Source organism: Thermogemmata fonticola (assembly GCF_013694095.1).
GTDB lineage: Bacteria > Planctomycetota > Planctomycetia > Gemmatales > Gemmataceae > Thermogemmata > Thermogemmata fonticola.
The window spans coordinates 192,843-218,727 of sequence record NZ_JACEFB010000003.1; the positions used below are offsets into that span (position 1 = coordinate 192,843).

A 25,885-nucleotide genomic window follows, 5' to 3' on the forward strand; every position below is an offset into this window, starting at 1 on the left:
CATAATCCCCGCTGTCCATCCCCATCGATCCCGCTTGTCGATATATGGATGAAACATTTTCTCCCTGGAACCTATTTCTACTCCATGAGGTAATACCCCGTCCGAGCTTGTCCTTGGCATTCTGGAAGTCGGATAATAAAGCAAGAAATAGCCAACCGAAGATCGCCAGCCTTCGTATAAGGGCCACTTCTTATGAATCATCACCGATCTTTGTCCCGACCCCTGCCGTTGTGGGTATGCTGGGGTGTTTTGAGTCTGGCCTGTTTGTGGGTTCCTGCCGGGCGAAGCGACCCAGGAAGCGCAACATCCCAGTTTCCGTTCCAGGGACCAGAGACGACAGGCGTTACCGCTAAGTCCAAACCGGCCAGCGAAAGAGAAGCAGGACGGAACTTACGCCGCGAGGCCGCTGTCGAACGTCTGCGGCAGCACGTCGGCTTTTTAGCCAGTGCGGAATGTGAAGGGCGCGGCATCGACACACAAGGAATCGAAAAGGCCGCGGCCTACATCGCAGAGGAGTTTCGCAAAGCCGGTCTAAAGCCCGCGGGAAAAGATGGCAGCTACTACCAGCCGTTCACGGTCACAGCGAGTGCCAGGCTAAGCGAACGCCCCCAAGCCTCGCTGCGTGGTCCCCGAAACCAGCAAGTCGATTTGGACTCCGGGAGCGATTTTGCCGTCATGGGCTTCAGCAGCAGTGGCAAAGTTCAGGCTCCGCTGATCTTCGCCGGCTATGGAATTACAGCCCCGGAATTGAAATACGACGATTATGCGGGTTTGGATGTCCAGGGCAAGATCGTAGTGTTGCTCCGCCGGACTCCCCGGCCTAACGAACGGGGCGAACAACGCTTCGATCACAACGTGCCGACTCCCGAAGAGAGCACTCATGCGGCGTTCGTCACCAAGATCACCAACGCTCATAAGCATGGAGCGGTAGCCGTAGTTATCGTTAATGATGCTTCCTCAGCAGGGGAGCGCGACCCCTTGCCGCAATTTGCCAACCATGCGGTGGGCCATCCCGCCGCGCCGTTCCCGGTCCTGTTCCTCAAACGAGCTTTGCTCGACCAGATGTTGCAATCACAGCAAAAGTCACTAGCAGCGTGGGAGAAAGCGGTCGATGCCGATCTGCGTCCCCGTTCCTTCCCTCTAGAAGGCTGGATGCTTCAGGCCGCTATCCGCGTCGAACGCACCGAATACAAGTGCAAGAACATTGTCGGCGTACTGGAGGGTTCGGGGCCGCTATCTCAAGAGACAATCGTCATCGGCGCCCATTACGACCACATCGGCTATGGCACCATCGGGAGTCTGGGCGGTGCGAACGCCCGGGGAAAGATCCATCACGGTGCGGATGACAATGCCAGCGGTACCAGCGGCCTGATCGAACTGGCCTATCGCTTTGCCGCGCAGCCCCAACGTCAAGGACGCCGCCTCCTCTTCATCGCCTTCAGTGCGGAAGAGCGCGGCCTTTATGGCTCTCTGCACTACTGCCGGGAACCGATCTATCCTTTGGAGACCACCGTTTTGATGGTGAACATGGACATGATCGGACGGGCCAGACTTGTACCTGCCGATTGGCTCGGCTGGGAGAAAAAAGAGCGCTTGCTCGTCTATGGAGTAGGAACAGGCACAGGATTGGAAGCTCTGGTTCATCAGGCCAATGGCAATCCCGGTTTAGTCCTTCGCACTCTCGCCGCCGGGACAGGACCGAGCGATCACGATTCCTTCTATCGCAAACGGATACCCGTGCTGTTTCTTTACACAGGGACCCACGGGGACTATCATCGTCCTTCCGACAAGGCCGATACCTTGAATTATGAAGGAATGGCCCATGTCGTCGATTTTGCAGAGCGGCTGATCCAAGCGGCGGCCAACCTACCAGAAAGGCCGAAGTTCCAGGTGACGCGCGAAGTTTGGCGCGACCCGACGGATCCCCGCGCTCAGACACCTTCCCGCACCCAGATTCCGCGTCTGGGTATCCGTCCGGGTAACTACGAAAGCGAAGATGGCGGCGTGTTGGTCGATGGCGTCACTCCCGGCAGCCCGGCGGAAAAGGCAGGAATCAAAGAGGGAGACCGAATCATCGCGATTGCGGGAGAAAACATCAAAAATATCAGCACCTACATGACGGTCATGAGCCGGCAAAAAAGCGGCTCGCCATTGGAAGTGACAATCCTGCGTCAGAATCAGCGATTGACGCTGCGCGTGATCCCAGAGTGAGAAAGGGCCTCATCCCCTCTGGAAGGGGTGGATGAGGAGAAGAGGAGACCAGCCAACCGTGCAATTCCCGCTTGTTCAACTGGTGCGCCAAATCGCTCCGCAACCGGAGATTGCTGACGTATCGATGGCGGTCCAAGAGGCGTGGCACCGGTCCCGCACCTTAGATCGCATCCGTCCGGGCATGCGGATTGCTGTGGCGTGCGGCAGCCGAGGAATCCGCCATTATCTGACCATTGTCCGCGCCACTTTGGCCGTGTTACGCGAACGGGGAGCCAACCCTTTCATCGTAGCGGCCATGGGGTCGCATGGCGGAGCAACCTCCCAGGGCCAACGCGAGTTGCTGGCGAGTTATCAGATCGACGAGGTCCATTTAGGTGTTCCCGTCCTGACCGATATGGAGACCGTGTGTATCGGTCACAACTCCTGGGGTCAGCCCGTTTGGTGGGATCGCAACGCTTTGTCAGCGGACGGTGTGGTGACAATCTCCCGCGTGAAACCCCACACGGATTTCCGAGGACGGTTCGAGAGCGGCATCCTCAAAATGCTGGTGATTGGCTTAGGAAAGCGTCAGGGCGCCGACCAGGTCCACAGTTTCGGGACCCGCGGCCTACGGGACATGATGCCGGAATCAGCCAAAGTGATCCTGGAAAAAACTCCTTTCCTGGGCGGTTTGGCCATTTTGGAAAATGCCCGTGAAGAGACAGCTCACGTCGAAGTCGTCGACCGCGAGGACCTTTGGGAACGGGAACCGCAACTCTTGGAACAGGCCCGGCAGTTGATGGGTCGCATCCCCTTCTCGGCCCTAGATGTGTTGATCGTGGGCGAATGTGGCAAAAATTACTCCGGGGCTGGGTTGGACCCGAATGTCGTGGGTCGCATGCTCATCGAGGCTTCGCCAGAAATGGAAACGAATGTGCCTCGGATCACACGTATCGGTCTGCTCGATGTCTCCCCAGAAAGCCACGGGAACGCCACAGGAATCGGCATTGCCGATCTGACCACCACGCGGGCGTTGGCAGCCATCGATCCGTTGCCTTTCCGAATGAACAATCTGACCGCCCGCTTCCTCTGGCGAAGCAAATTACCTTTGGCCTTCGACACCGATCGGGAAGTTATCGCCGCTTGCCTGCAAACTTGTTGGCAACCTCAACTCGATCAGGTCAAGCTTTGCCTGATACCCAACACCTTAGAGGTGGCGGAACTGTGGGTCTCTGCCCCCTTGGCCGAGGAAGCTCGCCAGCGTTCCGACTTGGAACTGGTTGGCGATCCGCAACCGTTGCCCTTCGATGAAACGGGCCGACTCCTCCAGGAGAAACTCTTTCCCCACTCGGTACGTGCCCGTCGGCAAGTCCACCTATGAGGGTAATGATGGGTTCTCTTGCCCCTGTCTGTGGATAAAGCTAGCATGGAGATGAACCGAATGGATCGGCGCTGCCGCGATAAGTCGCCGAATCCATCTGCATGAAGCAGGTGGAACGGGGGACCTCAAATACCGGGCGAATCCTGAACGATCAGGAGGGGGTAACTCGGCTCCTAGCCCAAACTAGCTAACCCCGTAGGCGTCCGAGGACATCGCAGGAGCGGCGTGTGTAAACAACAGCCCACCTCGATTTGCCGACCGTGTGGAGCGGTCGGCCTCGGCGCTGGTCTGCTGCCATTGTCAGACAGATAGCACTACTTTATGGAGATCAGTCAAGGGCATCGGCCCCGCGAACTGCGCTGGTATCATGCCGGTGCGATGCTCTTTGGGGATTGGGGCACCAGCCGGCTTTACGTTCTCGGCCTTTGCTTTTTCTATGCCCGCCATGCCTCGATTTGGTACATGTTGGCCATGTCCCTGTTGTTGCTCGGCATCGGCTGGGCCTACCAAGTCATCTGCCGTCTGTATCCGGATGGTGGCGGGGTGTATACCTCGGGCCGATTACGGCATCCTTTACTAGGCGTCTTAGGCGGCCTGCTTTTATTCGCAGATTACACGGTGACAGCAGCCGCCTCGGTCTTCGACGCCTTTCATTACCTCCGCTTGGATTCCCCTCATCTCTGGGCCACCGGGTGCCTATTGCTTCTGGGGGTGGTCAACCTCTTCGGACCGCGTAAATCCGGCAATGGCGCCCTCGTCGTCGCCCTTAGCGCTGTGGTAATCACTCTGGTGATCGCGCTGGCCACCCTCCCTCGCATGCCGTATCTGGAAGTCGAGCGCCCCGCTGGCGGTCCCGGGCAGTGGTGGATGCACTTTACTTTCATCATCCTAGCGATCTCTGGAGTCGAAACGATAGCCAATCTGACCGGCGTCATGGTTCTTCCCGTCGAAGGAACATCGCGCCGAGCCATTTATCCTGTTGTGCTTGAAATTGCCATTTTCAATGTGATCATGTGTATAGCAATGCAAGCTGTCCCTCTCTCCATTCTCGGTGACGGAAACCCTGAGATGGCTTACACCGCCCACCGCGATGACATGCTCCGTTTGCTGGCCGAATACTATGTCGGTCCGTTTTTTGCCTTTGCCGCCGCCATCGTTTTTGCGTTAGTGCTCATTTCGGCGGGAAATACCGCACTGGCGGGACTGGTCAGCCTCCAATACATGATGGCACGCGACCGGGAACTGCCTCACCTCTTTGCCGGGCTGAACGCTTACGGGATGCCCGTGTTACCCTTGTTACTTGCTGTGCTTCTGCCTGCGACCCTTATATTGCTCTTTCCTGACATGGCCGCTTTGGCGGACCTTTACGCTATAGGAGTAGTGGGAGCCGTCACGATCAATCTGCTGACCACGGCTTCCAACGGCCAACTCACTATCTGCCGTGGCGAACGCCTTGGTTTAGGCGGCTTAGGCCTGTTGATGGGGGCGATTGCTATTACAATCGCGGTAGAAAAACCCCATGCTCTAATGTTTGCTCTCAGTATTATTCTAGGCGGGTTTACGTTGAGAAGTTTGCGACGTTCGCCCTACTTCCAAACGTGGTGGCATCGTTATCGTCCGATTTTTCTGCCGTCGCCACCTGCTTCACCAGGCCACTTGGAAAGTGGTACTCCCCTGCACTCGGCAGCGGGAACTGTTCCTCGGACGCCTCCACGCATCCTGGTCGCCACGCGCGGCAATCCCGGTTTGCTTCGCTTCGCCGTTGAAGAGGCCCGCAACCGCCAAGCCGAGTTACTCGTCCTGTTTGTGCGGCAATTGGCTGTCATCCCCATGGGATCCGTGACAACACCGAATTGGACCGAAGATGAAGAAGCTCAAGCCTTATTTAAGGAAGCCCGGACCCTAGCACAACCCATGGGCATTATTGTGCGGCCGTTGTACGCTGTCACGTATGATGTTGCGGAGGCCATCCTCGAACTGGCCGTGACGTATGGGGTGGACTTGCTCATTCTCGGTGTCTCCCAACGGGGCCGTCTCGATCGTCTCATGAAAGGTGATGTCATCCAGCAGGTGGCTCAATACCTACCGGAACGAATCACCCTGTTGATCCACGCCTGATGCCAATCCCCTACTGCAAACTCACGGGCTAGCCTGCGGGGATCCCTTCTTGACCTCAGGCTGATCCACTTGGTGGCCACAAAGTGCCACGTTGGGGCTTTGATGGTTACTTCAACGCTTTGATCCACTGCTCGAAGCTCTTGTAATGCTTCTCCACAACCGGGGCCGGACCACTGAAACGGATATGGGTAGCCTCATCTTTTTCCACCACAATCACCCAGATGGCGCGATAATTCTCCAGGATCATCTCCTTTGAGGAGGGGTCCTTAGGCCGCTCGCGGTACTTCCACGTTCCCTGAATATCCAGATAGTGCGCTTTGGCTGCGGGCAACTCCCAAACGCCAACACGGCTGATGTCAGACAGCGTCTTACCTTCTGGAGGCACAAACTGAGCCTGCCAGCGCGGGAAGTTCTTTTCCGGACTGGGATGGCTCTCCGGATAGATTGCGATTTCCGCATCGGGAAGTCCGCTCCCTCCAGGCAAGCGGAACTGATAAGAGCGCAAACGGTTGCTGGGCTTCTCATTCTTCCATGCCTCTGGTGCCACAGCAGAGAGCTTGCCGACTTTGACCACAACCGGCTTTTGCGCTGAATCCTCCGATGTGGCCTCAGCCCCCGTACCGATGGCTTCGATCATCAAGACCCACCCTAACACACTGGCACATCCCCCCAACCTGAACACAACTCCGACCCATCCCATAGCATTGACCTCCGGCATCATGAACACTCCTGTAATTGATGGACACCCGTGGATTTGGGTGTGCCCCTACCTTGCCTCTCAGCGAGCATCGAACACCTGATGCTCACGTCCGAGTTCTGAACAGGCAGTCGCTCCAAGGATCGTTCCCGCTCCTTGGTTCTTTCTGACTCCACTCTGTCCAGCATCGGTAAGACGCTCTAGTAGCTCCCGCAGTTCGCCATTTCGCAAACCAAAAGCATTGTGTTTCCTCTCGGTTCTCGTCCGCGCCACTTCCTTCCGAACATTTTCGCAGGAAGCCCCCTGGAATGACCTCGACAACGGCATTCCCGCTTGCTCACAACCTCCTCTTTTTTTCCCCACGGCAGCACCGTTCAGGACGGAGAAGCCAATGGCTCCTGGCGGAACGCCTGTTCGACCCTCTCCGGTCCGATCAAGGGGGACTGGCATTGGAACTCCCGGCAGCGATAGACTGTGACCGTATCCTGACAAGCCACCTTACCAGCCAGCCAAGGTAACAGGTGTGGCGGGGGACCAGCGTCAGGATCATGGATCGCCAAGACCTGGCGGGGGCGGAATGCCTGGCGAATCATATCTAAGGCGCGTGCGGTAGCAGAGTCTGAGCGCCGCCCAATGACTGCGACCTGATCCACCGGGCCAAGATACCAATCGAGCGCTATCAGGAACTGACCCGCAGCCAGGGGTTGCTGCTGCATGAGTGTTGCGTAGGTCCGCAGGGCGTCCTCGGCCTTGCGCGCCAACTCAACATCTTGCAGTAGATGCGAGAGGCGCAACAGGGCTGTAATGGCCAGCGCGCTGCCGCTAGGGGTAGCTCCATCGTGTTGTTCTCGGAGGCGGGCGGGTAGCGGTTCTTGATCGCTCGCGACAAAGTAGAAGCCGCCCCCATGTGCCTCCGCGAAGCGCTGGAGCATGGATCGGGCTAACTCCACTGCCGATTGCAAGTAGGACAATTGCCCGCTGGCTTCGTAGAGAGTGATCAGAGCATCGATCAGGGCCGCATAATCTTCCAGAAAGCCCAAAGGGGGAGGCGGCGCATTATCGCCGGGAAGCTGGGCTAAGCGGAGCAACCGCCCTTGAGAATCCCGCGCATAACGGAGTAACTGGTCTGCGGCGTGACATGCCCGCATCAGGTATTCCGGAATGTTCCAGGCTACAGCGGCACGAGCCAAGGCGGCGATCGCCCAGGCATTCCAAGCGGTGATGATCTTATCATCTCGGTCAGGACGTACCCGCTGTTGGCGTGCTTGAAACAGACGGTTTCGCGCCTCCGCCAGTTTTTGGCGAAACTCTTCCAGCGGGATGCCTAATCGTTCTGCGTCCTCGGCATCGCTCCCCTGCCGGTGCAAAATATTCTTACCCTCAAAGTTCCCCGCTGCTGTCACACCCCAGACACGGCAGGCAAACTCGGCTAGCTCCCGTCCCAATATCTGCTCCATCTCTTTCGGAGTCCACAGATAAAACTTTCCCTCCTCGCCTTCGCTATCTGCATCCTCCGAGGAACAGAACAGACCCGCGGGGACAGCCAGGTCCCGGCATACATAATCGAGTGTGGAACGGGCAATCTCCTCCAAGAAGGGATCACCCGTCAGTAGGGCCGCCTCCGTATAGGTGCTGGCTAAGAGAGCATTGTCGTAGAGCATCTTCTCAAAGTGAGGGACAAGCCAGCGGGCATCGACGCTGTAGCGTGCGAATCCGCCGCCTAGCTGATCGTAGATGCCGCCGCGAGCCATGGCAGTCAGTGTCTGGCAGACCATAGCCAAGAGTGCCGATTCCCGAAATCGGAGCGACAGCCTCAGAAGTAGCGACAGCTCGACGGCATGGGGAAACTTAGGAGCGGCACCAAACCCGCCATATACGGGATCGAACGCACGCTGGAAGGCCCGGGCAGCATCCCTTAGGATCGACTCGGAAAGCAATACCGGCGGCGTGTCCGCCGCGCTTTGCATCTGTTGCAGGGCGGTAATGACCTGCTGCCCCAATTGTTCGATTTCCGTCCGTCGGCTTTGCCAGGCCTGGATAATGGCTTGCAAAAGGCGCGGAAACGCTGGCCGATGGGGCGCGTAGCGATCATCCGGGGGGAAGTAAGTCCCGGCATAAAACGGCGTCAACTGTGGAGTCAGAAAGACGCTCAGGGGCCAGCCGCCTCCTTCCCGGGTGAGAAGGTGCAGGGCTGTCATGTACAAGGCATCGAGATCGGGCCGTTCTTCACGATCCACTTTGATGGACACGAAATTTGCATTCAGCAAGGCGGCAATCTGAGGATTTTCGAAACACTCGTGCTCCATCACATGACACCAGTGACAAGCCGCATACCCGATGGACAGAAAGATGGGACGATCGAGTTGTCGCGCCAGGGCCAAGGCTTCTTCGCACCAGGGGTACCAGTCGACGGGATTGGTTGCATGCTGGCGCAGATAGGGACTACGCTGGCCAGCCAAACGGTTGTAGGAAACCATCGAGTTGCTTCCTCAGGAGGCAGAGGGGGAAAGAATGAGGGATGAATAGCCGCGGAGTTCTTCCGCCAGGCATCATCACAAATCTATTGTAGGTCGGAGTGTGCGCCGCGTAGTACACAGATTAGTGCCACAGGTCTCGAGGCGTGCGCGGAGCTGACAATCCCCTTCTTGGGAGACGTTAGCCAATTCCGGAAAGAGGTTCGCCAGCGGTTGGACTCAGCGACTTATTCCCTTGGCTGACAACGGTAAGGAAACAGCGGTCCCATCCAGATCGGTCAATAAGCGCAGCGTGCGCTGGATGGTGCCTGCCTGAGACGGGCTAAACTTGACGGTCACGAACTGAACTGGTAGCGGATTGTTCCCCGGTGGTAGTTCCACACTTACCCCTTGGCCTTCTCCCTCCACGCCCAGAATGCGGAAGGGGCGGGCTGCTCGCACTAGCACGCGCTGTGTAGCGCTTTGGCCCAGCGGTACAGGATCAAACTGAACCTGAGCGGGAGAGCATTCCACGACAGCGGCAATGACAGCCGACACAGCAATCCGCAACACTGGCTGCGCGGGATCATTCGTTTTGACGTAAACCGTCTCGTTGAGCGGACCCGGCTCGGTTCCCGCTTGGAGCACGACATCGACATGATATTCGACTCCGCCGCGGAGTAATCCACCCCGGCTGACCTCGGTTAAACTGGCCCCAAGAGCAGGGGATGGAGCCACCACTTCGGTCAATTTCCAATCGCGGTTCCGACCACTGTACTTAATCAGAACCCGTTGGACCACTCGCGTTCCCGGAGGAACTACGCCAAATTGGATAGCTCCCGGTTGCAAACTGACATCGGTCCGGCTGGTCGCTTGCAAGCGCAGGATCGCCGTCGAGACATACCTGGGGCCAAAGGTCACGTAAAGAGTCTGGGCATTGAACCCCACAAACTTGCCTGTGTTCATCGTGACCACGAACTCTGCCGACTCGTTCGGTTGCAGTACCTTGGTCATCGGCACATAGTCGAGACAATGGCAACTCTTGCGCACTTCGGTGATCTGGAGCGGAACGTCATAGATGTTAGTAATTGTGAAGCGGTGCAGGCAGACGGTCCCGTGAGGAACTTCGCCGAAATCGTGGACGATCACGGGCGGCGGAGCCTGCTCGCGGTGGAGAGCAATATCCGGCAAGAAGAGCTTATTGGCCCACGGAGCCACGGGCGCCGCGGCGGAGGTGGAATTCCCCCCACTAGCACTCGGCGCGGCAGCAGGACCTGTTGTTCTCGGAGTGGTTGAAGGGGAGGGGGCGGGGGGATTTGGCCGCAACCAATGGGGAAGTAATCCTTGGGCCTGGACAGGAGTGTGACTGAAGAGGCAACAGACCCAAGCAATACATAGGCTGGTCCAAGCGCCGCGGCGTGGCATGTCTGCCTCCTGCGTGGTCCTCTCCGGGGGCGCGCAAAACTTCACCCCGTGTAAGGGGGCATCGACCAGACAAGCGCGGCAACTTGTCATCGGCCCGCTTCTGGGCTTCCCGCTAGGGCATCCCTGCCCCTCAGGACCGGCACAGTTCTTACACCTGGAACTCCCCCAACCGCTACGTGGAGGTAACTTCCTGACTGGAAAGTTCATGGATTACAGCAGGAGGGGGAACCGACAGGTCTCTCGCGCTTCGGGAAAGTTAGGGCTACTTCTGGACCTGACCGGCTGTCATCTCGTAGCGTTACGCCCGTGCGGCAGCTTTCCAGCTATTTTGGATGAAGGCGATACCACAGGTGTACACCTCCTCAGAACTTGGGAACAGGTCTCGCCAGATACGGGTCGCCGCCGCCAGGTCCGGCAAGGCACGCCCGAAGGCCTCGATCGTCAGCCAGCCATCGTAGCCCACCTCACGCAGAGTTTGGAAAGTGGCATCCCAACGGACCTGACCCGTTCCTGGAGTGCCGCGATCGTTTTCACTGATATGAACGTGGGCGAGTACAGGTGCCACAGTGCGAATAGCCGCTGCTGGGTCTTTCTCTTCGATGTGGGCATGGAAGGTATCGTACATTGCCCGGAAATGAGGATGATTCACCATCCGGACCAATTCGACCGCTTGAGCGGCGGTATTGAGAAAATAGCACTCGAATCGATTCAGATATTCGATGGCGAGCATGAGTCCGGCTTGTTGGGCATATTCCGCGGCGCTGCGCAGGACATCGGCAGCACGCTTCTTTTCCTCCTCCGTCGGGCCTGTCCCGCTGAACTCCCCTAAGGCGGAATGATACGGCCCGCACATCGTTTCCGCACCCAAGACGTGGTTGATCTCAATGGCTGTTTTGAGCCACTCCACCGCTTTCTGGCGAACGGCAGGGTCTGGACTGACCGCGTTAGTTTCCCGCGTCAGGATCGTGACGGTGGTGCACTTCAAACCCAGCTTATCCAACTCGGCGCGGATCGGTTTGTAATCCTCCGGCTTGCCGCCGAATATCGGCAATTCCACCCCATCGAACCCGGCAGCCTTCAAGCGGGCCAGGAGCGGAAAATGTTCAGCAGTGACCTGCCCTGTCCACAAAAGCAGATTCATCCCGATTTTCATGTTGACCTCTCCCCCAGTGGCTAATGCAGGGCGGCACCCTGGTATGTTCAGCCGTCGATTCTGCCGGCAAGGGACCTCTGCGCGTAACGTCGCTTCTATTGCCCTGCTTTGCTGCATTCTCCGATGCCAATATCCCAGCGGCAAGCGTCAGGGGGACTTTTCCGCCGTTCCTTCTGGTGTATTCCTCTGGGTTCTGGACACCGGGCGCTGCCTCAAGCAGGTCCATGATCTCCGCACCGTTCCGCCAGTGTCCATATCCGCAGGAGTAGTGGGAGGAGATTCCCAGCGTGCTTCTGTCATCGGGATCGGGAGTGGAAGCGGAGCATTTCCAGGAGGAGTTCTGCACAAGTTCGGGCGAAGGCGGGGTCATTGATATGCAGATCCAGTTCCACGAGACGGACCTGGGGAGCGATCCAATTGCGGATGCTTTGAAAGAGGGCGTGATCTGCCTCCGGCCACCAGAACGGCTGGCCTTCGGCATCGAGGGCGGATACGCCCCGCAGGGGCAAGACCACCGCCGTGGGACCGCGGGATGCACTTGTCTTTTCCGCGATTTCCTTACCCAGCCGGTCCATTTCCTGAGGCGTGGTCCGCATCAAGGTGACGTTCGGATTGTGGGCATGCAAGCGGCGACATCGGAATTGTTCTGGCACTGTCAAGGGCGGCCCAAAATTGACCATATCGAGGGCGCCTACCGAAACGACTTGAGGAATGCCGCACATCGCAGCGGCAGTCAGGCGGTCTGGCCCAGCACTGAGGATACCCCCGACCAACTCGTCGGCCAACTCGGTCGTGGTAATATCCAGGACGCCTGCAATCCAACCGTCGCGGATCAGCTCTTCCATCGTTCGGCCCCCGGTGCCCGTGGCATGGAAGACGACGACCTCGTATCCCGCCGCCTCCAGATGCTGCCGCGCAGCCTGTACACAGGGAGTGGTTACACCGAACATGGTCGCAGCGATGACAGGCTTGTCCGAGGAGGCAGGCACCCCACGGGAGGTTGCCTGGCTTTGGTCCCCCAGATCATTCGCAAATTCGGCTGCGGAGGGTGCCTTTGGAAATACTCGCCGTCTCTCATAGGCTTGCACCATCCCCTGCATTGCTGCCACCGCGGTGTCTAAAACTTGCCGGCTGATCCGGTTCAGTCCAGCAATATCCACCACGGAGTGAAGCATGAGGATATCCCGCGTTCCGACATAGGGCTGCACTTGACCACTGGCTAGAGTGCTGACCATCAACTTCGGCACTCCCAACGGCACGACGCGCATGGCCGCTGTGGCTATGGTGGTGCCTGCGGAACCGCCCAAGCCCAGAATACCGCTCAGGCGGCCAGCTTGGTACAGCTCCTGCGCCAAGTGGGCAGCTCCTTGCGCCGCCGCAGCCACGGCCTGACCGCGATCGCCGGCTGCTCGCACGATGGCATAGTCAACGCCGCCGAGCCGGAAGAGCGACTCCCGTGGCACCTCGGGTTCAAAAGCAGGAGGTCCCAAAACACCTGCATCCGCCGTGATGACCTCCAAACCTGCTTTGACCAGACTATCCCGCACGTAGCGATACTCTTCCCCTTTAGTATCCAACGTGCCGATCAATAATACGGCCATGATCCTCCCTCCCCGCTGCCGGAATCGCTAGGCACCCACGAAGGTCGTCGAGCGACTTCCTTGCACCACCGCGCAAATTCCTCCTCCATTACCACCGACTTCGGCACTCTTTGCATGTTATGTTACCGATAGAGTCCTCCAAGCAGGGAGAACACCGATGACTCAGCGGGCACCTTGGCCAGGTCTGCTCATCCACACCGCTCTAACCGCCGTCTTCTTGGCGATGGTTGGCTGGTTCCTCGTTCAGCTTGCGGCCATCGCCCTGAACCAGAACCCCATCCCAGGACCGCCCGCTGTTCCGAAGGATCATCTTCCTCCCCAGGACCTGGAGGATCGCCATTCCCCCCAGGACCTAGTGGCGGCACTCCAGTGGCAATTACCCTTACGTTTGGCCGTCCTCGGTGCCTTGCTAGTCCTGTTGGGAGAAGGGTTGCTCATCCTCGTTCGCCGATCCTTTTCACGCCTCGATTCGCCTCAGGCGTCGCCTCGTTCCTTTTCTGCCGATCCGGTCTCGCGCCCTCCAGCGGAATCTACTTCCTCGTCATCCCTTCCTTCGTAAATCATCCGTGTCCATCCATCCTCCGTGGAACCCAGGGGCGGACAGAGAGCTGAGTCCGACTGCTCCTGGAAAGAGCAGGAGAGTGTGCGTATGAACCGTCAGGAGATTCTGGCACGTTTGAGGCAGGTGGTCGCTTCGGGCCGCCCGATCATTGGCGGAGGTGCAGGAACGGGAATATCCGCGAAATGTGCGGAACTGGGCGGGATCGACTTAATCATTATTTACAATTCGGGGCGATTCCGCATGGCCGGTCGCGGCTCGCTGGCGGGTCTGCTCCCCTATGGCGACGCCAATCAGATAGTCATGGACATGGCCCGTGAAGTGCTCCCCATTGTACAACACACACCGGTGCTGGCCGGCGTGTGCGCCACCGATCCTTTCCGGGTGATGAAACGCTTCCTCCAGGATGTGCGGGACATCGGGTTTGCGGGGGTGCAAAACTTCCCCACGGTCGGTTTGTTCGACGGCACCTTTCGTCAGGGACTGGAAGAAACCGGCATGGGCTTTGCCAAGGAAGTCGAGATGATCGCCTTGGCGCACGACTTGGACCTGCTCACCTGCCCATACGTGTTCACAATCGAAGAGGCGGAGGCAATGGCCCGAGCCGGTGCCGACATCCTTATCCCCCACATGGGCTTGACAACCAAAGGAACCATCGGCGCGAAAACTGCCCTGTCTCTGGAACAAGCTGCTCAGAAAGTTCAGCAACTCGCTGAGGCCGCCCGCCGCATCCGCCCCGATATTCTCGTTCTCTGTCACGGCGGCCCCATCTCAGAACCGGAGGACGTTCGCTATATTTTGGAGCACACCCGTGGCATCGTCGGCTTCTTTGGGGCCTCCAGTATCGAACGCCTTCCTACAGAACAGGCCATTACTACCTGCGTCCGGCAGTTCAAAGATCTGCGCCTCGCGGGACCGGCACTCTCTCCGTAAGATCGGCAAGCAGTGATATTGTTATGTAATTCTAGCAAGTTGTGTGAGCACCGATACCAGACAATCCGCGGTAGCACTTCAGTATCGCAGGATGAAATCCACCGTAAAGCGATAGCTGAAGAAATCCCGTGGACCGGCGATCGGCAACTCAAAGGCAGCCCCCAATTGCGCGGCTTCGTTGATCTTGTACCGCGCTCCTACCGCCCAAGTCATCAGACCGCGCCCGCGAGCCAGACCGCCGAGATTGAACAGGTCTCTTCCCTCGGCGCCAAAAAACGGGCGTTCCTTGCCATTAGCTGTCACCACCTGCCAGTTTAATCCCATGAGGGGATAGAACCGATGATTGTTGAATGTATCCAGGTCCACCTGAGCTGACAAATAGTAATAATCACTTCGCTCGGCTGTCACACTGAAAGAGTAACCGGTCCCCACCAGAGCATTGAGGCTGCCTACCCGCCAACCGAAGTCCAGATTTTGCGCATAACTGAGGTAAGGGGCCAGGGATAAACTCCCGGTGTCCTGATACACACTGCGGGTGCCAAGGGGAATCTGAAACTGTAAGCCCGCGGCAAGGACACTACCCGATTGTTCATTGCGGATGAGGGTGTACTTAGGTCCCAACCACAATTCGCTGAAACCTGTGGAACCGTCGTAGATGGAGGCGTTCCCGGTATTGATCGACAGGCCGCCCAGCTTGTGGATAACCAGCGAGATGCGATCCGTCAGAGCGACACGCGCCTGCCCTCCGAAAAACCAGATGTCACCCCCTCGGAAATCCGGCTGGCTCCGCGGCACCTTCTGGAAAATGAACAGGGGACGAAACTCTGTCAGCGAGCGCGGGTCTTCCAGCAAAAACGGGTTGGTCATCGGCGAGATGAAATTATCAAATACATGGTCACTTTTGAACAATTCCTGGGTGTTACCCAAGGCATGATGCAGAATATCACCCAAGCGTTCGCCGAAACGGGTAGTGTTCGCAGGGGGAGGATTATCGGCGGATGACGGAGCCGATTGAACGGGGGTCTCCCCCAAGGTGGAGCGTTGCTGCAAGAATGTCTGCACGGGATCGGAACGAGGCGGTGCGGATGCGGAGGTTTCACGGTGTTCTAGAGCCTGGGCCGGTACCAGTTCTGCCGAGGCCGTCGGACGACCCAATGCTGCCGAGCGCACCGTTGGAGCAGCTTGAGCCGTCTCATCCAGGGATGAGGACACCGGCCGGGCAACTTCTTCGGAATGAACAGACGAAGGCGGAGTAATCTGGGTAGCTACCGAGGTAGGCTGGGTGGCTACTGAGACATCACCGGGAGTTCCTACGCTTCGGGGAGCTACAGGAGGGCCTAACAACGGTGGCAAGAGTGCCTGCGCTGGCACCGGACCAGGAGGTGGCAATTGTCCCCTGTGGCGGCTGGAAACCTCAGGGTCCGGCGGGAGTTGCCCGACTCCTGATCGCTCGACCATAGGGGAAATTGTACTGCGAAAGTTGTTGCCGGCTGCGAATGGTGTTTCCCAATCTCCGCGTGCGAAAACATGGGCAGGAGCAGGACCGACGGAGGGAAGCGCCGCAGATCCTGGAGCATCCGAGGAAACCGGTACCAGAGGCGATGCATCCAGCCTATCAGTCCCCGCCCAGGGGCTGGCTGACAACAACAGCCAAACCACGGCATTGATTTGGACTGTTACGCGCCGCGGCATCCTGCCTCCTCCGTGGCCGGGAGAACATCCCGTTCAGCCTCCGGGGTACTGGGGCATGCTACACCCTATCCCATTTTCTCTATCGGCCACGTCTTATCTGGACTTCACTAGGATTCCGGGGAAGGAGAGGCAGGAGGGGGCGGTTTGCCGCGTCCTGATCGGATATATTCCGCCCGCAAAGCCGCATATTCTTCCGCCGTGAGCGTGATAAGGGCCGCCTCCGCTTCTGCCTCCTGAGCCACAGGCTGAAGACCGCCTCGAGAAGATTCTTCCAGAACCCGGCGATGGATGAGCCGCAAAAAGGGAATACACCAGCCACAACCCGTTCCTGCTCCGCCACAGGCTGATAACTGACTGGCCACCTGAGGGCGATGGCGCCGCGCCCAGTTCTCCAGTTTCCGCCACGTCACGTGGAAACAATAACACACCGTGTCATCAGCCTGCATAATCTACCCGGTGCATGACCACTGCTGATTCTCGCTCAGCGTTTCCCAACACCTGTTGCGTACCTCCACAAGCGCCGACTCACCACCCATCCTAGCAGATAACACTTCATCCTGGAACTGAGGACCGGGCGCTGCGTCCAAACATCGTAGTTTTGCCGCTCGATGGCTTGCAGAATGGCTTGGCCCCCTCGCAGGAATAACTCCACCGGCACTTGGGCTTCCGAAGGCAGTAGCGGCAGCAACTGCTCTCCTCGGTCGAAAAACCCGCGGGTGCGCTGCACCTGGAACTGGAGCATTTCCCGGAAAGCCCCGTTGCAACGCCGGGCTTGGAAGTCCGCTTCGGTGTAACCGAAACGAACACAGTCCTCGAGCGGGAGATAGATGCGCCCCCGCTCCCAATCCCGACCCACATCCTGCCAGAAGTTGGCGAGTTGCAGGCCCGTGCAAATCTCATCCGCTAGAGCTGCTCGACGGGCATCGTAACTGTCAAACAGGTACAGCACCAGTTGGCCCACGGGATTGGCCGAGCGCTGGCAGTACTGGAGCAGCGAGGCAAAATCAGGGTAACGAACTTGCTGCTGGTCTTGCACAAAGGCTTCCAGCAGTCGGAGGAATGGCTCCGGCGGAATCGCGAAGCGTCGTAGAGTCGGTTGAAGCGCCACGAAGACAGGATGGCGGCAAAACCCCTCGTAGCAGAGGAGTAATTCGCGGCGCCACCACTGGAGCAAACTGAGCGCTTCGTTCCCTCCGCGGGTTTCGTCTGCGAGATCATCGGCCCAACGGCAGTAGGCGTAAATAACCTCGACATGGGGTCGCAGGCGCCGAGGCAGCCACCAACTGACGACACTGAAGTTTTCGTAGTGAGTATGGGCAAGCCAACGGCAGTAAGCTCGCGCTTGGGCCAGCGTCGGAGCTGGCCGGCCGGCAAGAGTTTGCGGCCCCCACCGGCGCAATTGGTCCAACATGTTCCACGCCGCTGTCATGGTTCACCGTGCGGCGTATCCGCCGGGAATGAGGCGGGCAGAAGGGAAAGGTGATGTTCCACCCTGCCTCCTAGCCCGCCTCTGCTCCGCCTTTACCGTATCATCCCGGCTGGACACCCGTTACTTTTTCGCCTCCAGAATGCGGATCTGTGTGCAGAGGCTGAAAGTCAAGTCATCCATCTGGTATTCCGTTTCCGCGAAGAAAGCCCGGAATCCCTTATCTGGCGCGTGGACCACCGCAGGCAAGTCCGTCTGGGGCTGTTCCTTCCATCGCGCGGGACGGAAATCCCGCGTGGGTGATTCGGCTACCCACACGCGAACTTGCCGGACCTTAGCCGCAGACTTCAACTCCAGCCGGCAGAAGCCCTGCTCTTCGGAACAGACCCATTCCAACCGCGGCATGGGCTTGTTGAAAATCATACATCGCCCGAAGGCACATAGAGTACTCATTGCACGTCGGGGAAGTAGTTCCGGCTTGCCGTTGGCGTCGCGTTCCCGCAAATCATGCCCCGCATTGGGAACATAGAGAACGTATTTCTCCCCTTTCAGATCATCCCAATAGCTGTTGAGCGCATCCAGGGGCCAATACGGATCATTGGCTCCGTTGATGATCATCTTGGGCACGGTGATCCGTTCGCGGTACACCCAGGGATCAATCATGCGCCACAAGTTACGGGCCTCCGGCGTATCGGGAATGGGCACCAGCTTGCGGTTGGTATAGTCGCGGATCATTTCGCTGGGTTTGCCGAATGCCTTGACCTGATTGGCCATTTGCACGGGCATGTTCAGGGTATCGATAACCAGAGGAGCAATCGCTTTGATCCGCGGATCGCCAGTGGCTGCTGTCAACCAACTGGTCCAGCCGCGCTTGGAGGCTCCAGTGACGACAAACCCGCGGATTTCTTTCTGCCACTGTTCCTGGGCAAATTGCTGGACGGCATCCATAGCTCGAATGAGGCTTTTGACCATCGGGAACAACAACGGCCAAGTGGAATCCTTGGTCTCCAGATAGCGGACAAACGTCTCAGCAATCAGGGCATCTTCGGTCTTGCCGCCAAAGAGGGGCTGCTTGGGAATCCCATAGAGGAAGACTACGGGCGCCCCGATCCGCCGGGCCATCTCCATCCCTAAAACGGCCGAGCCTGGATTGGGACGTCCCCCTTGATTCCAAAGCACCACGGTTTCCGTGATGGGTGCCCCCTTGGGCACAAAAATCTGAATCTTATGATCCCAAACAATTCCATGCCACGTCTGGGACACCAGATCGAGGGTATAAACCGTTCCCGCCTCCGTCTCCTGGTGATTCTCCTTCTTCCAACGGAAAGAATTATCCGGAGCACGGACGTAGTTCACCAAGTCCGGAGGGGGTTCGGCTTCCGCAGTCCCGGCCGCAGGGGCGGCTGGTTCGATCACACCCCTGCTCCAACAAGGGTAAACCCCGACCACCAATCCCAGCATAAGCGGTACACTCCACCATCCACCTCGTCTCATAAATTCCCCTCCTTCGCCTGAAGGAAATGACAGGCATCTACCACCAACGAGTCCGACCCCGCTGGTGTCCCGCATCTGCTTTCCATCATACTCCCCATTATGGCCGATGGGCTGAAGATTCCCAGACACGCAGAGGGGAAGACAGGGTGAAGCGGCGTCCGTCGCTGGCAAACTCTACTTCGACAAAGGCGGCGGAATACGATTTGGCTTGGGGAGGGACAACCACTTGGACTGGGACCTGATCCAAACGCAACTCGTGTTCCTGCCACCACGCTTGGCGAAAGTCCCGGCTGTCGGAAGTGGCGGTAAACAACCGGACCTTGCAGGGTATTTGATCACAGTGCCCCTGGACATGCCATTGTCCCTGATCCAAGGGTTGCCAGTGCCATTGCAAGCGCGGCAAGGGGCGGCCGTGAATCTGGGCATAGGCGAAGCTGGTCAGGGTAGCAACGGCTCGGCGCGGCAAAGATTCTTCGGCACCGTCGGCACGCCGCTCGCACATGTAATGCCCGGCATTGGGAACATAGAGGACCCACTTGTCCCCCGGCAAACCTTCCCAATACAGGTTGAGGGCATCCAATGGCCAGTAGGGATCATTCGTCCCATTGATAATGAGCTTGGGCATACGCAACCGCGGACAATAGGTCCACGGATCGATCATGGCCCACAGTCGCTGAGCGGCAGATGTATTGGGAATGGGTAACAAGCCGCGTTTTTGGTAGTCGTGGATCATCTCACTAAAGCGGCCAAACACCCGCACCTGTTGCGCCATTTGTGCGGGCAAGTTGAGGGTATCGAACACCAACGGTGCAATCGCTTGAACACGGGGATCGCCCGTGGCCGCTGTCAACCACGCTGTCCATCCCCGCTTGGAAGCCCCCGACAGGACAAAGCGTTCCAGCCGACATCCCCACTGCTGTTGCGCGTAACCTTGCAGCGCATCCATACAGCGGATGACGCTTTTGACCATAGGAAAGAGCAAGGGCCAATCACTCCTCTGCGTCTGCAAGTAACGAGCCAGGGTTTCAGCAATCAACGCATCTTCCCGATAATCGCCCAGCAGAGGTTGATTGGGCACGCCGAATAGCATAGCAAACGGCGCGCGGATCTGCGAAGCCACCAGCATTCCCAAGGTGTCCACCTTGCTTCGTGGCGGCAGATCCCCGTCGATCCAGAGCAACCAGGTCTGTCCCGGTGAGAGGCCGGGAGGAATATAGACGATCACCTCATGTTGCCAAACTACCCCTTGCCAACGCTGAGAGCGCACCTGGAGGGTGTGGATGGTTCCCCAGGGCCGGCCCAAGAGCCAGCGTTCCTCCCGGCCTTGCACGCTCCAGGTGAAATGTTCGTCGGGTTGGGCTACGTAATCCGTTAACTCCCGCGGCAAGTCCTTGTGTTCTTGTCCCGCGGTCAACCTTACGGTTTCGCCAATGCTGTCCCCCTCAGTGGGAGCCGTTTTTTCTGAAGCAGGTTTTTCTGTTCCGGCAGCGTTCGGTTCGCTGACCTGAGCCAAGTTCTGCTGCCAAACACTTGACCCCAGCCAAACGACAGCACTACCAAGCAGCCCGAACAAAATCATGCCGCACAAAATGACAGACCACCGTCGCTTGGACATGGCGCAGACATTGGCATTCCACCCCCTCACAGCCGGCTCCTCCCTACGTATGCGTCCAATCCCTGCCACCTCCTGTTACCATTTTACCCTCCCACTCCAAGAAAAGATGACATCTTTTTCCCCATTCCTCACTGTATCAGACAGCATTACAACAACATCCGGCAAACCTACCTTCCAAACTCCCCTTGCTTCTGAAGAGATTGCGCTGTCCGGCGAGCTTCGGTGCGGAGGGAATGCCACAACTGTGGTCGCAAGCTCTGCTGAGGCGGCTACAATAGACAGAACCGTTATTATGATGGCACCAGACGGTCGGCCCACTCCCGGCTCATGAGATGCCAAGCGACTCCCGACACAGGCAAGCGATGCGGCGGCCACCGAGAAGGGCCAAACAGGTGAGAAACCTATGGCACACGATCGGATCAGCGAAGACGCTCAGGCATTGTTTGAGCGTGGCCAACAGGCCTATCAACAGGGGGATCACCGTGAGGCAGTGGAGTGTTTTTCCCGGGCTATTCGCCTGCGACCGGATGTGGCCGCAGCTTATCGCTACAGGGCCTACGCCTACCGGGAATTGGGAGACCGCCTGAGTGCGCTCAACGATTTTGATACGGCTATTCGACTCAAGCCGGACGACGTTCAGGCCTATGCTGACCGGGCGGCGGTGCTATTCGCCCAGAAGGCCTTCGACCAGGCTATCTCAGATTGCAATCAGGTGTTAGCTTTAGACCCTGGCCGGGGGTTTATTTACGGGCTGCGCGGTCGTTGCCATGCGGAGCTAGGCAACAGTGCCCAGGCACTCCAGGATTACACGGAAGCCATCCGTGCCGACCCCGACAACGCAATCCAATACCTGCAATGGCGGGCGGAACTCCACTTGGAATGCGGAAATCTAGCGGAAGTTCTCGCCGACTGCGAAGCCATCTGCCAGCAACAACCCCAGCACGTCATGGCCCATTGCTTGCGCGGTATGGCCCAGGCGCAAGCGGCTCAACTGGAGGAGGCCCTCCACGCATTCAGTACCGCTTTGCAAATTCAAGCCACGCACAAGCCTTCGCTGCTGGGCCGTGCTCGCGTTTACTTGCAACTTGGCTCTAGCCGGCAAGCCGAGGAGGACTGCAACACCCTCTTGGCCCTGGAGCCAAACCTAGCCACGGCTCATGAACTCCGCGGACTGGCGCGCCGCCTCCAAGGACGATGGTGTGAAGCCGCCGAAGACTTCACCCAAGCCTTACAAATCGACCCCAGTGCGACCCTGTTCAACCGGCGTGCCGAAATGCACTACTATGCTGGCGATTATGCCGCGGCGTTACGCGACCACGTCGAGGCTCTTAAACTCAACCCCCGCGATCCGGCCACCTTCAATTCTTTAGCCTGGATCTGGAGTACCTGCCCCGACCCGGAATTCCGCAACGGTCAGCGTGCCAAAGATTGTGCCACACGGGCTTGTGAACTGACGGAATGGGCGGAGCCTGGCTTTCTCGATACTCTGGCGGCAGCTTGCGCCGAATGCGGAGAATACGAACAAGCCGTTCAATGGGCCAATCGAGCCATCGAATTACTCCAACAGAAACAACCGGCCAACCCGGAAGTGTGGCACGACTATACCCAACGGCGGGAATTGTATCGGCAGCATAAGCCCTTCCGCACCTCGCCGGGACCGCTGACCAGCCTCCCTATATGGGGAGACAGCTCCACCTCTGCGCCCTCCCAGGTCAACTGATCATTTCTCACCGACCTATCGCTACTCTCCTACTGCGCCAGCCACATTACCCCCCTGGGATTCCCGCTAGATTCTGCGTCTCTTACCCCTCTTCCTAACCAAAGACGCGGGATCAACCTCCCCTCGACCCACGGCTATTGAAATGACCCGCTGATACCACCGAAGATTCTCATAGCCGGGTATATTGAAACCAACTGCAGTATGGCATGTACTGCAATCCCGAAAAAACATCCATTCGCATTAAGGGGATTTGTCATGACTGCAACACCATCGAATTCTCTGTTTCCTCCCAATACCCCTGTCGTACAAACTCTCGATGGGGTCGTTTACACAGCGCTGTATACCCCTGCTGTCAAACGAGGAAAACAGAACATCCCCTCCTGTTTGCGTATCAGTATCACCGTGCCCACCGAGGGAGAATTTCATCTGCTACCGGAACGCTTCTGGGACCGCTTCGGCAAGTTTCTCGGCATCGCCCAGGAAATTGCTACCAACGACCCGGAATTTGACCGGCGCTGCTATGTCCGCAGTGACACACCGGCATTCGCGGCGGCCTACCTAAGCGATCCGATCAAACGGATCGCCTTTCTCGATCTCCAACGTTTAGGATTCCCCGAAGTGGAACTGAAAAAAGGCGAACTAGCCGCGACCTGGACACACTTTGATCCCGCCAAACATGGTTCCCCGGATTTGATCGAGGAAGCGGCTGCCCGGTTGGTCATTCTGAGTCGCAATTTGCCTCCTACGGACCCGGAATTGCTCCACAATGTCGCCTCACGGCGCATTCTGGGGCAGTGGATTCTGTGGCCGTTGTTGATTCTCTTTGCAGCGATCTCCTTCATCATTGGGCTGTTTTTCCCGCCCCTCGATGAAGACGAATGGTTCCTGGCCAGTTTGCCGCTGCTGGGTGTGACCCTGCTGGCCTTTGCGGTGCTTTCCGCTCTCCTACTCCGCGGCACTTCCACTTCCCACCGTGCTTGGCTAGCTCTCATGTTCGGAGCGATTATTCTGCTCCCCTTCGGAAGCTGCGGTACCGTAGCCACCGTCAATGGAGTGACCGACAGCGCACCCTCTCAAACCCATCGCGCGCTGATCGTCCGGAAATACACCACCCGATCCAAGAATACCACCCATTACAAAGTGCAGTGCCTTTCCTGGCGCCATCCTGGAAATACGGAAACATTCGAAGTTTCCTCTTCGGAGTACGCCTCTGTCGTCGAAAACCGCAGTCTTATGGAAGTGGTCACCCGTCCGGGGAGCCTGGGATTGGAATGGATCGTTTCCAAACGGGTGATTCCTTGATAAGTGCCATGTTCCACTCCAGGCCTCAAGGGATCACTCTGCCAGCTCCTATGTGCTCTTTCCCCGCTTTTGCTGGAATCGATGGGTCGCCTCAGAGGGAGGAGCTATCCGGTTTCGCGCCGTAGATGTACAGTGCGACCAAAAAACCTGCCGCGCGAGAAACATCACTTTCCTGGCTCGTTCCCGGTCGTGGGGGGCGAGACTCGTCTCCGTACTCCCCGACTGCGGTATCCGTTGTTTTAGGCAGAATAATGCGCAACCGGTTGCGTACCTGCAGCCAGGCAGTTACATCCATTGCCCAGTCACCATCGTCATCTGCTCGGCCGGCGTCGTGCTCATTGACCTGCACGTGAGCACCGGGCGGAAGATGGCTTGCGACCAGCCAGACGCGCTCTTGAGCATCCAGACGCATCGGCCGGCCAAACATCCTCTCCCAACATATGCCGTTAGAATGGCCAATGTGCCTCCAGTGGCCGCGCAGATGAATAACATGGCACGGTGTAGACAAAGGCAACGACCCCTTCATCATATGTCATCATGGCCTAGGCTTCATACAAGCGGACCAACTCGAAGGCGGAATCCTCATCGACGGGAGACAACAGGCGACCCTAAGCTGACTGAAGTCGATCATTCCATTCTTCCAGAAGGCGGCCGATATTTTTGTAGGCGTAGTCGATGTTGGCGAGTTCGTGTCCCAGATCGAGTGCGCGTTGCAGGTCCCCTGCGGTTGCATTACCTTGAGCCAGTTCAAAGAGGATTTCCTTACGGGCTTCTTCCTCCGCAGGTGGCAACAGTTGCAGGGCTTCCTCATAGTTCCTCTGAGCGAGGCGCCAGTTGTTCCGTTGGCGAAATGCATGTCCGAGCAGTAACGCCGCCTTCCACTTGAGCCGTTCATCCCGCCGCGCCTGTTGCAGTTCGACAATTGCGGCTTCCACCTGGCCGATTCGGAGCAATCGTTCCCCCAATTCCAGACGATACACCGCTTGTTCCGGATAGCGATCCGCTTTGAGCTGGTAGAGTTCGATTTCCCGGCGTTCAATCTCGCCCCGCAGTTGCTCGCGGAGTTGCTCCAGTTCCGCAATCGACAGGTCTTCGTAAGGATCAGCGGCGGTAGACTTGGCAGAAGAGTGGGGGGATCGAGGATCGCTGGGCTGGCGAGTACGCACCTGTTGCAGGCGGGATTCCACCAGATCGAGATTCCGCCGAACGGAGGCCAGCTCCAATTCCATCAATTCCACCTGCAAGACGAAGGCCTGGCCGGTCGGTCCCAGACCTTGTTCCAGCACCGCTTTGGCCCGATCCCATTGCTGATGCTGGCGATAGAGCTGGGCTAGTTGCACATACAGGCTCGGCTCGGTCGGATCGGCCTCGATCCGCTTGAGCAAAGCCTCGACATCGCGGCTGAGCCGATCCTGTTTCTCATTCGCTCTGGCTTCGATTCGGCCCAGAATTGGCGATTCCTTACTGCCGCCGACCACCTCTTCATACTGGCCCTTCTGAATCGTTTCTCGCGCCGCCAAGTCCTTGGCTTTGTGAGCGGCCTCCACGTCAGTGGGATGGACCTCCTTGACTAATTGCCACAAGACAATGGCTTTCTGGAAATCGCCGCGCTTCTCAAACAGGCGAGCCAAGGCCCGATTGAGGGTCGCATCCTTGGGATACTTTTGCCGGGCCTGATCGAGGGTAAACACAGCGAGATCGCTCAGGCCGAGGGCATCAAAGGCTTCGGCCATATCGAGTTGCGTGCCCAAGTCCCAGGGATTGCGACAAAGAACCTGCTCGCCGTATTCCAACACTTTGAGGTAATCTCTGGCTCGTTTGGCCGCCTTGACACGGGCTTTCCACCGGGGCGTCGTCAGAAAGGCGAAACGACTGCCGCGCAAATTATGTCCGTACTTGTCCTTTTGGGCTTTCCGGAGGGTTTGGCGATAGAGAAAGTTCGCCGGGTCGATCCGGCAACACGTCAGCAACAATTCGATCGCGTAATCAATCTGCTGATTGGAAAGAGCTTCCTTGGCCCGTGTGAAGCTTTCCTGAGCAATACGGCGCTGCTCCGCCGTCAAGGAGGGTAGTCGTTGGGGCGTAACGGGCGTGGCAGACATAACTCGGCTCTCCTGCTCCAGTCG

At 58.0% G+C, this 25,885-nt stretch carries 19 protein-coding genes and 1 riboswitch; of the genes, 7 read left to right on the plus strand and 12 right to left on the minus strand.

Annotated features, from left to right (window positions below; genetic code table 11):
- Nucleotides 1-192 precede the first annotated feature (192 nt).
- The 3 genes from H0921_RS06845 to H0921_RS06855 all read left to right on the plus strand — a co-directional run bounded on the left by H0921_RS06845 (nucleotide 193) and on the right by H0921_RS06855 (nucleotide 5,689).
- Nucleotides 193-2,211 (plus strand): M28 family peptidase, encoded by a 2,019-nt coding sequence (locus tag H0921_RS06845; protein ID WP_194537312.1) that lies wholly within the window; start codon nucleotides 193-195, stop codon nucleotides 2,209-2,211.
- A 58-nt stretch (nucleotides 2,212-2,269) separates the two neighbouring features.
- The gene (locus H0921_RS06850) at nucleotides 2,270-3,571 is read left to right on the plus strand and encodes a nickel pincer cofactor-dependent isomerase, group 22 (RefSeq protein ID WP_194537313.1); all 1,302 of its coding nucleotides are present in this window, start codon (nucleotides 2,270-2,272) and stop codon (nucleotides 3,569-3,571) included.
- Nucleotides 3,572-3,646: 75 nt separating this feature from the next.
- Nucleotides 3,647-3,788, plus strand: a riboswitch (cyclic di-AMP (ydaO/yuaA leader).
- Between the two features lie 104 nt (nucleotides 3,789-3,892).
- Entirely contained in the window at nucleotides 3,893-5,689 is a 1,797-nt protein-coding gene (locus tag H0921_RS06855; RefSeq protein WP_194537314.1) for an amino acid permease, read from the plus strand.
- A gap of 106 nt (nucleotides 5,690-5,795) precedes the next feature.
- Here H0921_RS06855 and H0921_RS06860 read toward each other — a convergent pair whose 3' ends face one another.
- From H0921_RS06860 to H0921_RS06880, 5 genes are all read right to left on the minus strand, one after another.
- The gene (locus H0921_RS06860) at nucleotides 5,796-6,410 is read right to left on the minus strand and encodes a hypothetical protein (RefSeq protein ID WP_194537315.1); all 615 of its coding nucleotides are present in this window, start codon (nucleotides 6,408-6,410) and stop codon (nucleotides 5,796-5,798) included.
- 350 nt (nucleotides 6,411-6,760) lie between these two features.
- Nucleotides 6,761-8,863: a thioredoxin domain-containing protein gene (locus H0921_RS06865; RefSeq protein ID WP_194537316.1), complete on the minus strand. Its 2,103-nt coding sequence runs from the start codon at nucleotides 8,861-8,863 to the stop codon at nucleotides 6,761-6,763.
- Nucleotides 8,864-9,079: 216 nt separating this feature from the next.
- On the minus strand, nucleotides 9,080-10,264 hold the full coding sequence (locus H0921_RS06870) for a DUF1573 domain-containing protein (RefSeq protein ID WP_194537317.1): 1,185 nt from the start codon (nucleotides 10,262-10,264) through the stop codon (nucleotides 9,080-9,082).
- Nucleotides 10,265-10,562: 298 nt separating this feature from the next.
- Nucleotides 10,563-11,417 carry a sugar phosphate isomerase/epimerase family protein gene (locus H0921_RS06875; RefSeq protein ID WP_194537318.1) on the minus strand — a complete coding sequence of 285 codons (855 nt, stop codon included), beginning with the start codon at nucleotides 11,415-11,417 and terminating at the stop codon, nucleotides 10,563-10,565.
- Nucleotides 11,418-11,713: 296 nt separating this feature from the next.
- Nucleotides 11,714-13,018 carry a Tm-1-like ATP-binding domain-containing protein gene (locus tag H0921_RS06880; RefSeq protein ID WP_194537319.1) on the minus strand — a complete coding sequence of 435 codons (1,305 nt, stop codon included), beginning with the start codon at nucleotides 13,016-13,018 and terminating at the stop codon, nucleotides 11,714-11,716.
- A gap of 157 nt (nucleotides 13,019-13,175) precedes the next feature.
- Between H0921_RS06880 and H0921_RS06885 the strand changes: the two genes are divergently transcribed.
- Nucleotides 13,176-13,577 (plus strand): hypothetical protein, encoded by a 402-nt coding sequence (locus H0921_RS06885; protein WP_194537320.1) that lies wholly within the window; start codon nucleotides 13,176-13,178, stop codon nucleotides 13,575-13,577.
- Between the two features lie 90 nt (nucleotides 13,578-13,667).
- A complete protein-coding gene (locus H0921_RS06890) occupies nucleotides 13,668-14,510 on the plus strand; it encodes a phosphoenolpyruvate hydrolase family protein (protein WP_194537321.1) in 843 nt (280 codons plus the stop codon).
- Between the two features lie 78 nt (nucleotides 14,511-14,588).
- On the opposite strand, the gene H0921_RS06895 is transcribed toward H0921_RS06890, so the two are convergent.
- From H0921_RS06895 to H0921_RS06915, 5 genes are all read right to left on the minus strand, one after another.
- On the minus strand, nucleotides 14,589-15,722 hold the full coding sequence (locus H0921_RS06895) for a hypothetical protein (RefSeq protein WP_194537322.1): 1,134 nt from the start codon (nucleotides 15,720-15,722) through the stop codon (nucleotides 14,589-14,591).
- Between the two features lie 587 nt (nucleotides 15,723-16,309).
- Nucleotides 16,310-16,648 carry a (2Fe-2S)-binding protein gene (locus H0921_RS06900; RefSeq protein ID WP_194537323.1) on the minus strand — a complete coding sequence of 113 codons (339 nt, stop codon included), beginning with the start codon at nucleotides 16,646-16,648 and terminating at the stop codon, nucleotides 16,310-16,312.
- Nucleotides 16,649-16,683: 35 nt separating this feature from the next.
- Nucleotides 16,684-17,631, minus strand: coding sequence for a squalene synthase HpnC (hpnC, locus tag H0921_RS06905; RefSeq protein WP_228499138.1), 948 nt, complete (start codon nucleotides 17,629-17,631; stop codon nucleotides 16,684-16,686).
- 120 nt (nucleotides 17,632-17,751) lie between these two features.
- Nucleotides 17,752-19,122, minus strand: coding sequence for a PhoPQ-activated pathogenicity-related family protein (locus tag H0921_RS06910; RefSeq protein ID WP_228499140.1), 1,371 nt, complete (start codon nucleotides 19,120-19,122; stop codon nucleotides 17,752-17,754).
- Between the two features lie 97 nt (nucleotides 19,123-19,219).
- Nucleotides 19,220-20,767, minus strand: a complete 1,548-nt coding sequence (locus tag H0921_RS06915; protein ID WP_194537324.1) for a PhoPQ-activated pathogenicity-related family protein — start codon at nucleotides 20,765-20,767, stop codon at nucleotides 19,220-19,222.
- Nucleotides 20,768-21,140: 373 nt separating this feature from the next.
- Here H0921_RS06915 and H0921_RS06920 point away from each other — a divergent pair, with 373 nt between their 5' ends.
- Together H0921_RS06920 and H0921_RS06925 are read left to right on the plus strand one after the other, a co-directional pair.
- A complete protein-coding gene (locus H0921_RS06920) occupies nucleotides 21,141-22,457 on the plus strand; it encodes a tetratricopeptide repeat protein (protein ID WP_194537325.1) in 1,317 nt (438 codons plus the stop codon).
- Between the two features lie 255 nt (nucleotides 22,458-22,712).
- The gene (locus tag H0921_RS06925; protein ID WP_194537326.1) at nucleotides 22,713-23,759 is read left to right on the plus strand and encodes a hypothetical protein; all 1,047 of its coding nucleotides are present in this window, start codon (nucleotides 22,713-22,715) and stop codon (nucleotides 23,757-23,759) included.
- Nucleotides 23,760-23,850: 91 nt separating this feature from the next.
- On the opposite strand, the gene H0921_RS06930 is transcribed toward H0921_RS06925, so the two are convergent.
- Together H0921_RS06930 and H0921_RS06935 are read right to left on the minus strand one after the other, a co-directional pair.
- Nucleotides 23,851-24,171, minus strand: a complete 321-nt coding sequence (locus H0921_RS06930; RefSeq protein ID WP_194537327.1) for a hypothetical protein — start codon at nucleotides 24,169-24,171, stop codon at nucleotides 23,851-23,853.
- A gap of 196 nt (nucleotides 24,172-24,367) precedes the next feature.
- On the minus strand, nucleotides 24,368-25,861 hold the full coding sequence (locus H0921_RS06935) for a tetratricopeptide repeat protein (protein WP_194537328.1): 1,494 nt from the start codon (nucleotides 25,859-25,861) through the stop codon (nucleotides 24,368-24,370).
- Between the last annotated feature and the right edge of the window lie 24 nt (nucleotides 25,862-25,885).

Excerpts from the sequence above, each read along its gene's own strand:
- H0921_RS06845 (WP_194537312.1), top strand. The coding sequence starts at position 193 with ATGAATCATCACCGATCTTTGTCCCGACCCCTGCCGTTGTGGGTATGC.
- H0921_RS06855 (WP_194537314.1), top strand. The coding sequence starts at position 3,893 with ATGGAGATCAGTCAAGGGCATCGGCCCCGCGAACTGCGCTGGTATCAT.
- H0921_RS06860 (WP_194537315.1), bottom strand. The coding sequence starts at position 6,410 with ATGATGCCGGAGGTCAATGCTATGGGATGGGTCGGAGTTGTGTTCAGG.
- H0921_RS06865 (WP_194537316.1), bottom strand. The coding sequence starts at position 8,863 with ATGGTTTCCTACAACCGTTTGGCTGGCCAGCGTAGTCCCTATCTGCGC.
- H0921_RS06870 (WP_194537317.1), bottom strand. The coding sequence starts at position 10,264 with ATGCCACGCCGCGGCGCTTGGACCAGCCTATGTATTGCTTGGGTCTGT.
- H0921_RS06875 (WP_194537318.1), bottom strand. The coding sequence starts at position 11,417 with ATGAAAATCGGGATGAATCTGCTTTTGTGGACAGGGCAGGTCACTGCT.
- H0921_RS06880 (WP_194537319.1), bottom strand. The coding sequence starts at position 13,018 with ATGGCCGTATTATTGATCGGCACGTTGGATACTAAAGGGGAAGAGTAT.
- H0921_RS06885 (WP_194537320.1), top strand. The coding sequence starts at position 13,176 with ATGACTCAGCGGGCACCTTGGCCAGGTCTGCTCATCCACACCGCTCTA.
- H0921_RS06890 (WP_194537321.1), top strand. The coding sequence starts at position 13,668 with ATGAACCGTCAGGAGATTCTGGCACGTTTGAGGCAGGTGGTCGCTTCG.
- H0921_RS06900 (WP_194537323.1), bottom strand. The coding sequence starts at position 16,648 with ATGCAGGCTGATGACACGGTGTGTTATTGTTTCCACGTGACGTGGCGG.
- hpnC (WP_228499138.1), bottom strand. The coding sequence starts at position 17,631 with ATGACAGCGGCGTGGAACATGTTGGACCAATTGCGCCGGTGGGGGCCG.
- H0921_RS06910 (WP_228499140.1), bottom strand. The coding sequence starts at position 19,122 with ATGAGACGAGGTGGATGGTGGAGTGTACCGCTTATGCTGGGATTGGTG.
- H0921_RS06920 (WP_194537325.1), top strand. The coding sequence starts at position 21,141 with ATGGCACACGATCGGATCAGCGAAGACGCTCAGGCATTGTTTGAGCGT.
- H0921_RS06925 (WP_194537326.1), top strand. The coding sequence starts at position 22,713 with ATGACTGCAACACCATCGAATTCTCTGTTTCCTCCCAATACCCCTGTC.
- H0921_RS06930 (WP_194537327.1), bottom strand. The coding sequence starts at position 24,171 with ATGCGTCTGGATGCTCAAGAGCGCGTCTGGCTGGTCGCAAGCCATCTT.
- H0921_RS06935 (WP_194537328.1), bottom strand. The coding sequence starts at position 25,861 with ATGTCTGCCACGCCCGTTACGCCCCAACGACTACCCTCCTTGACGGCG.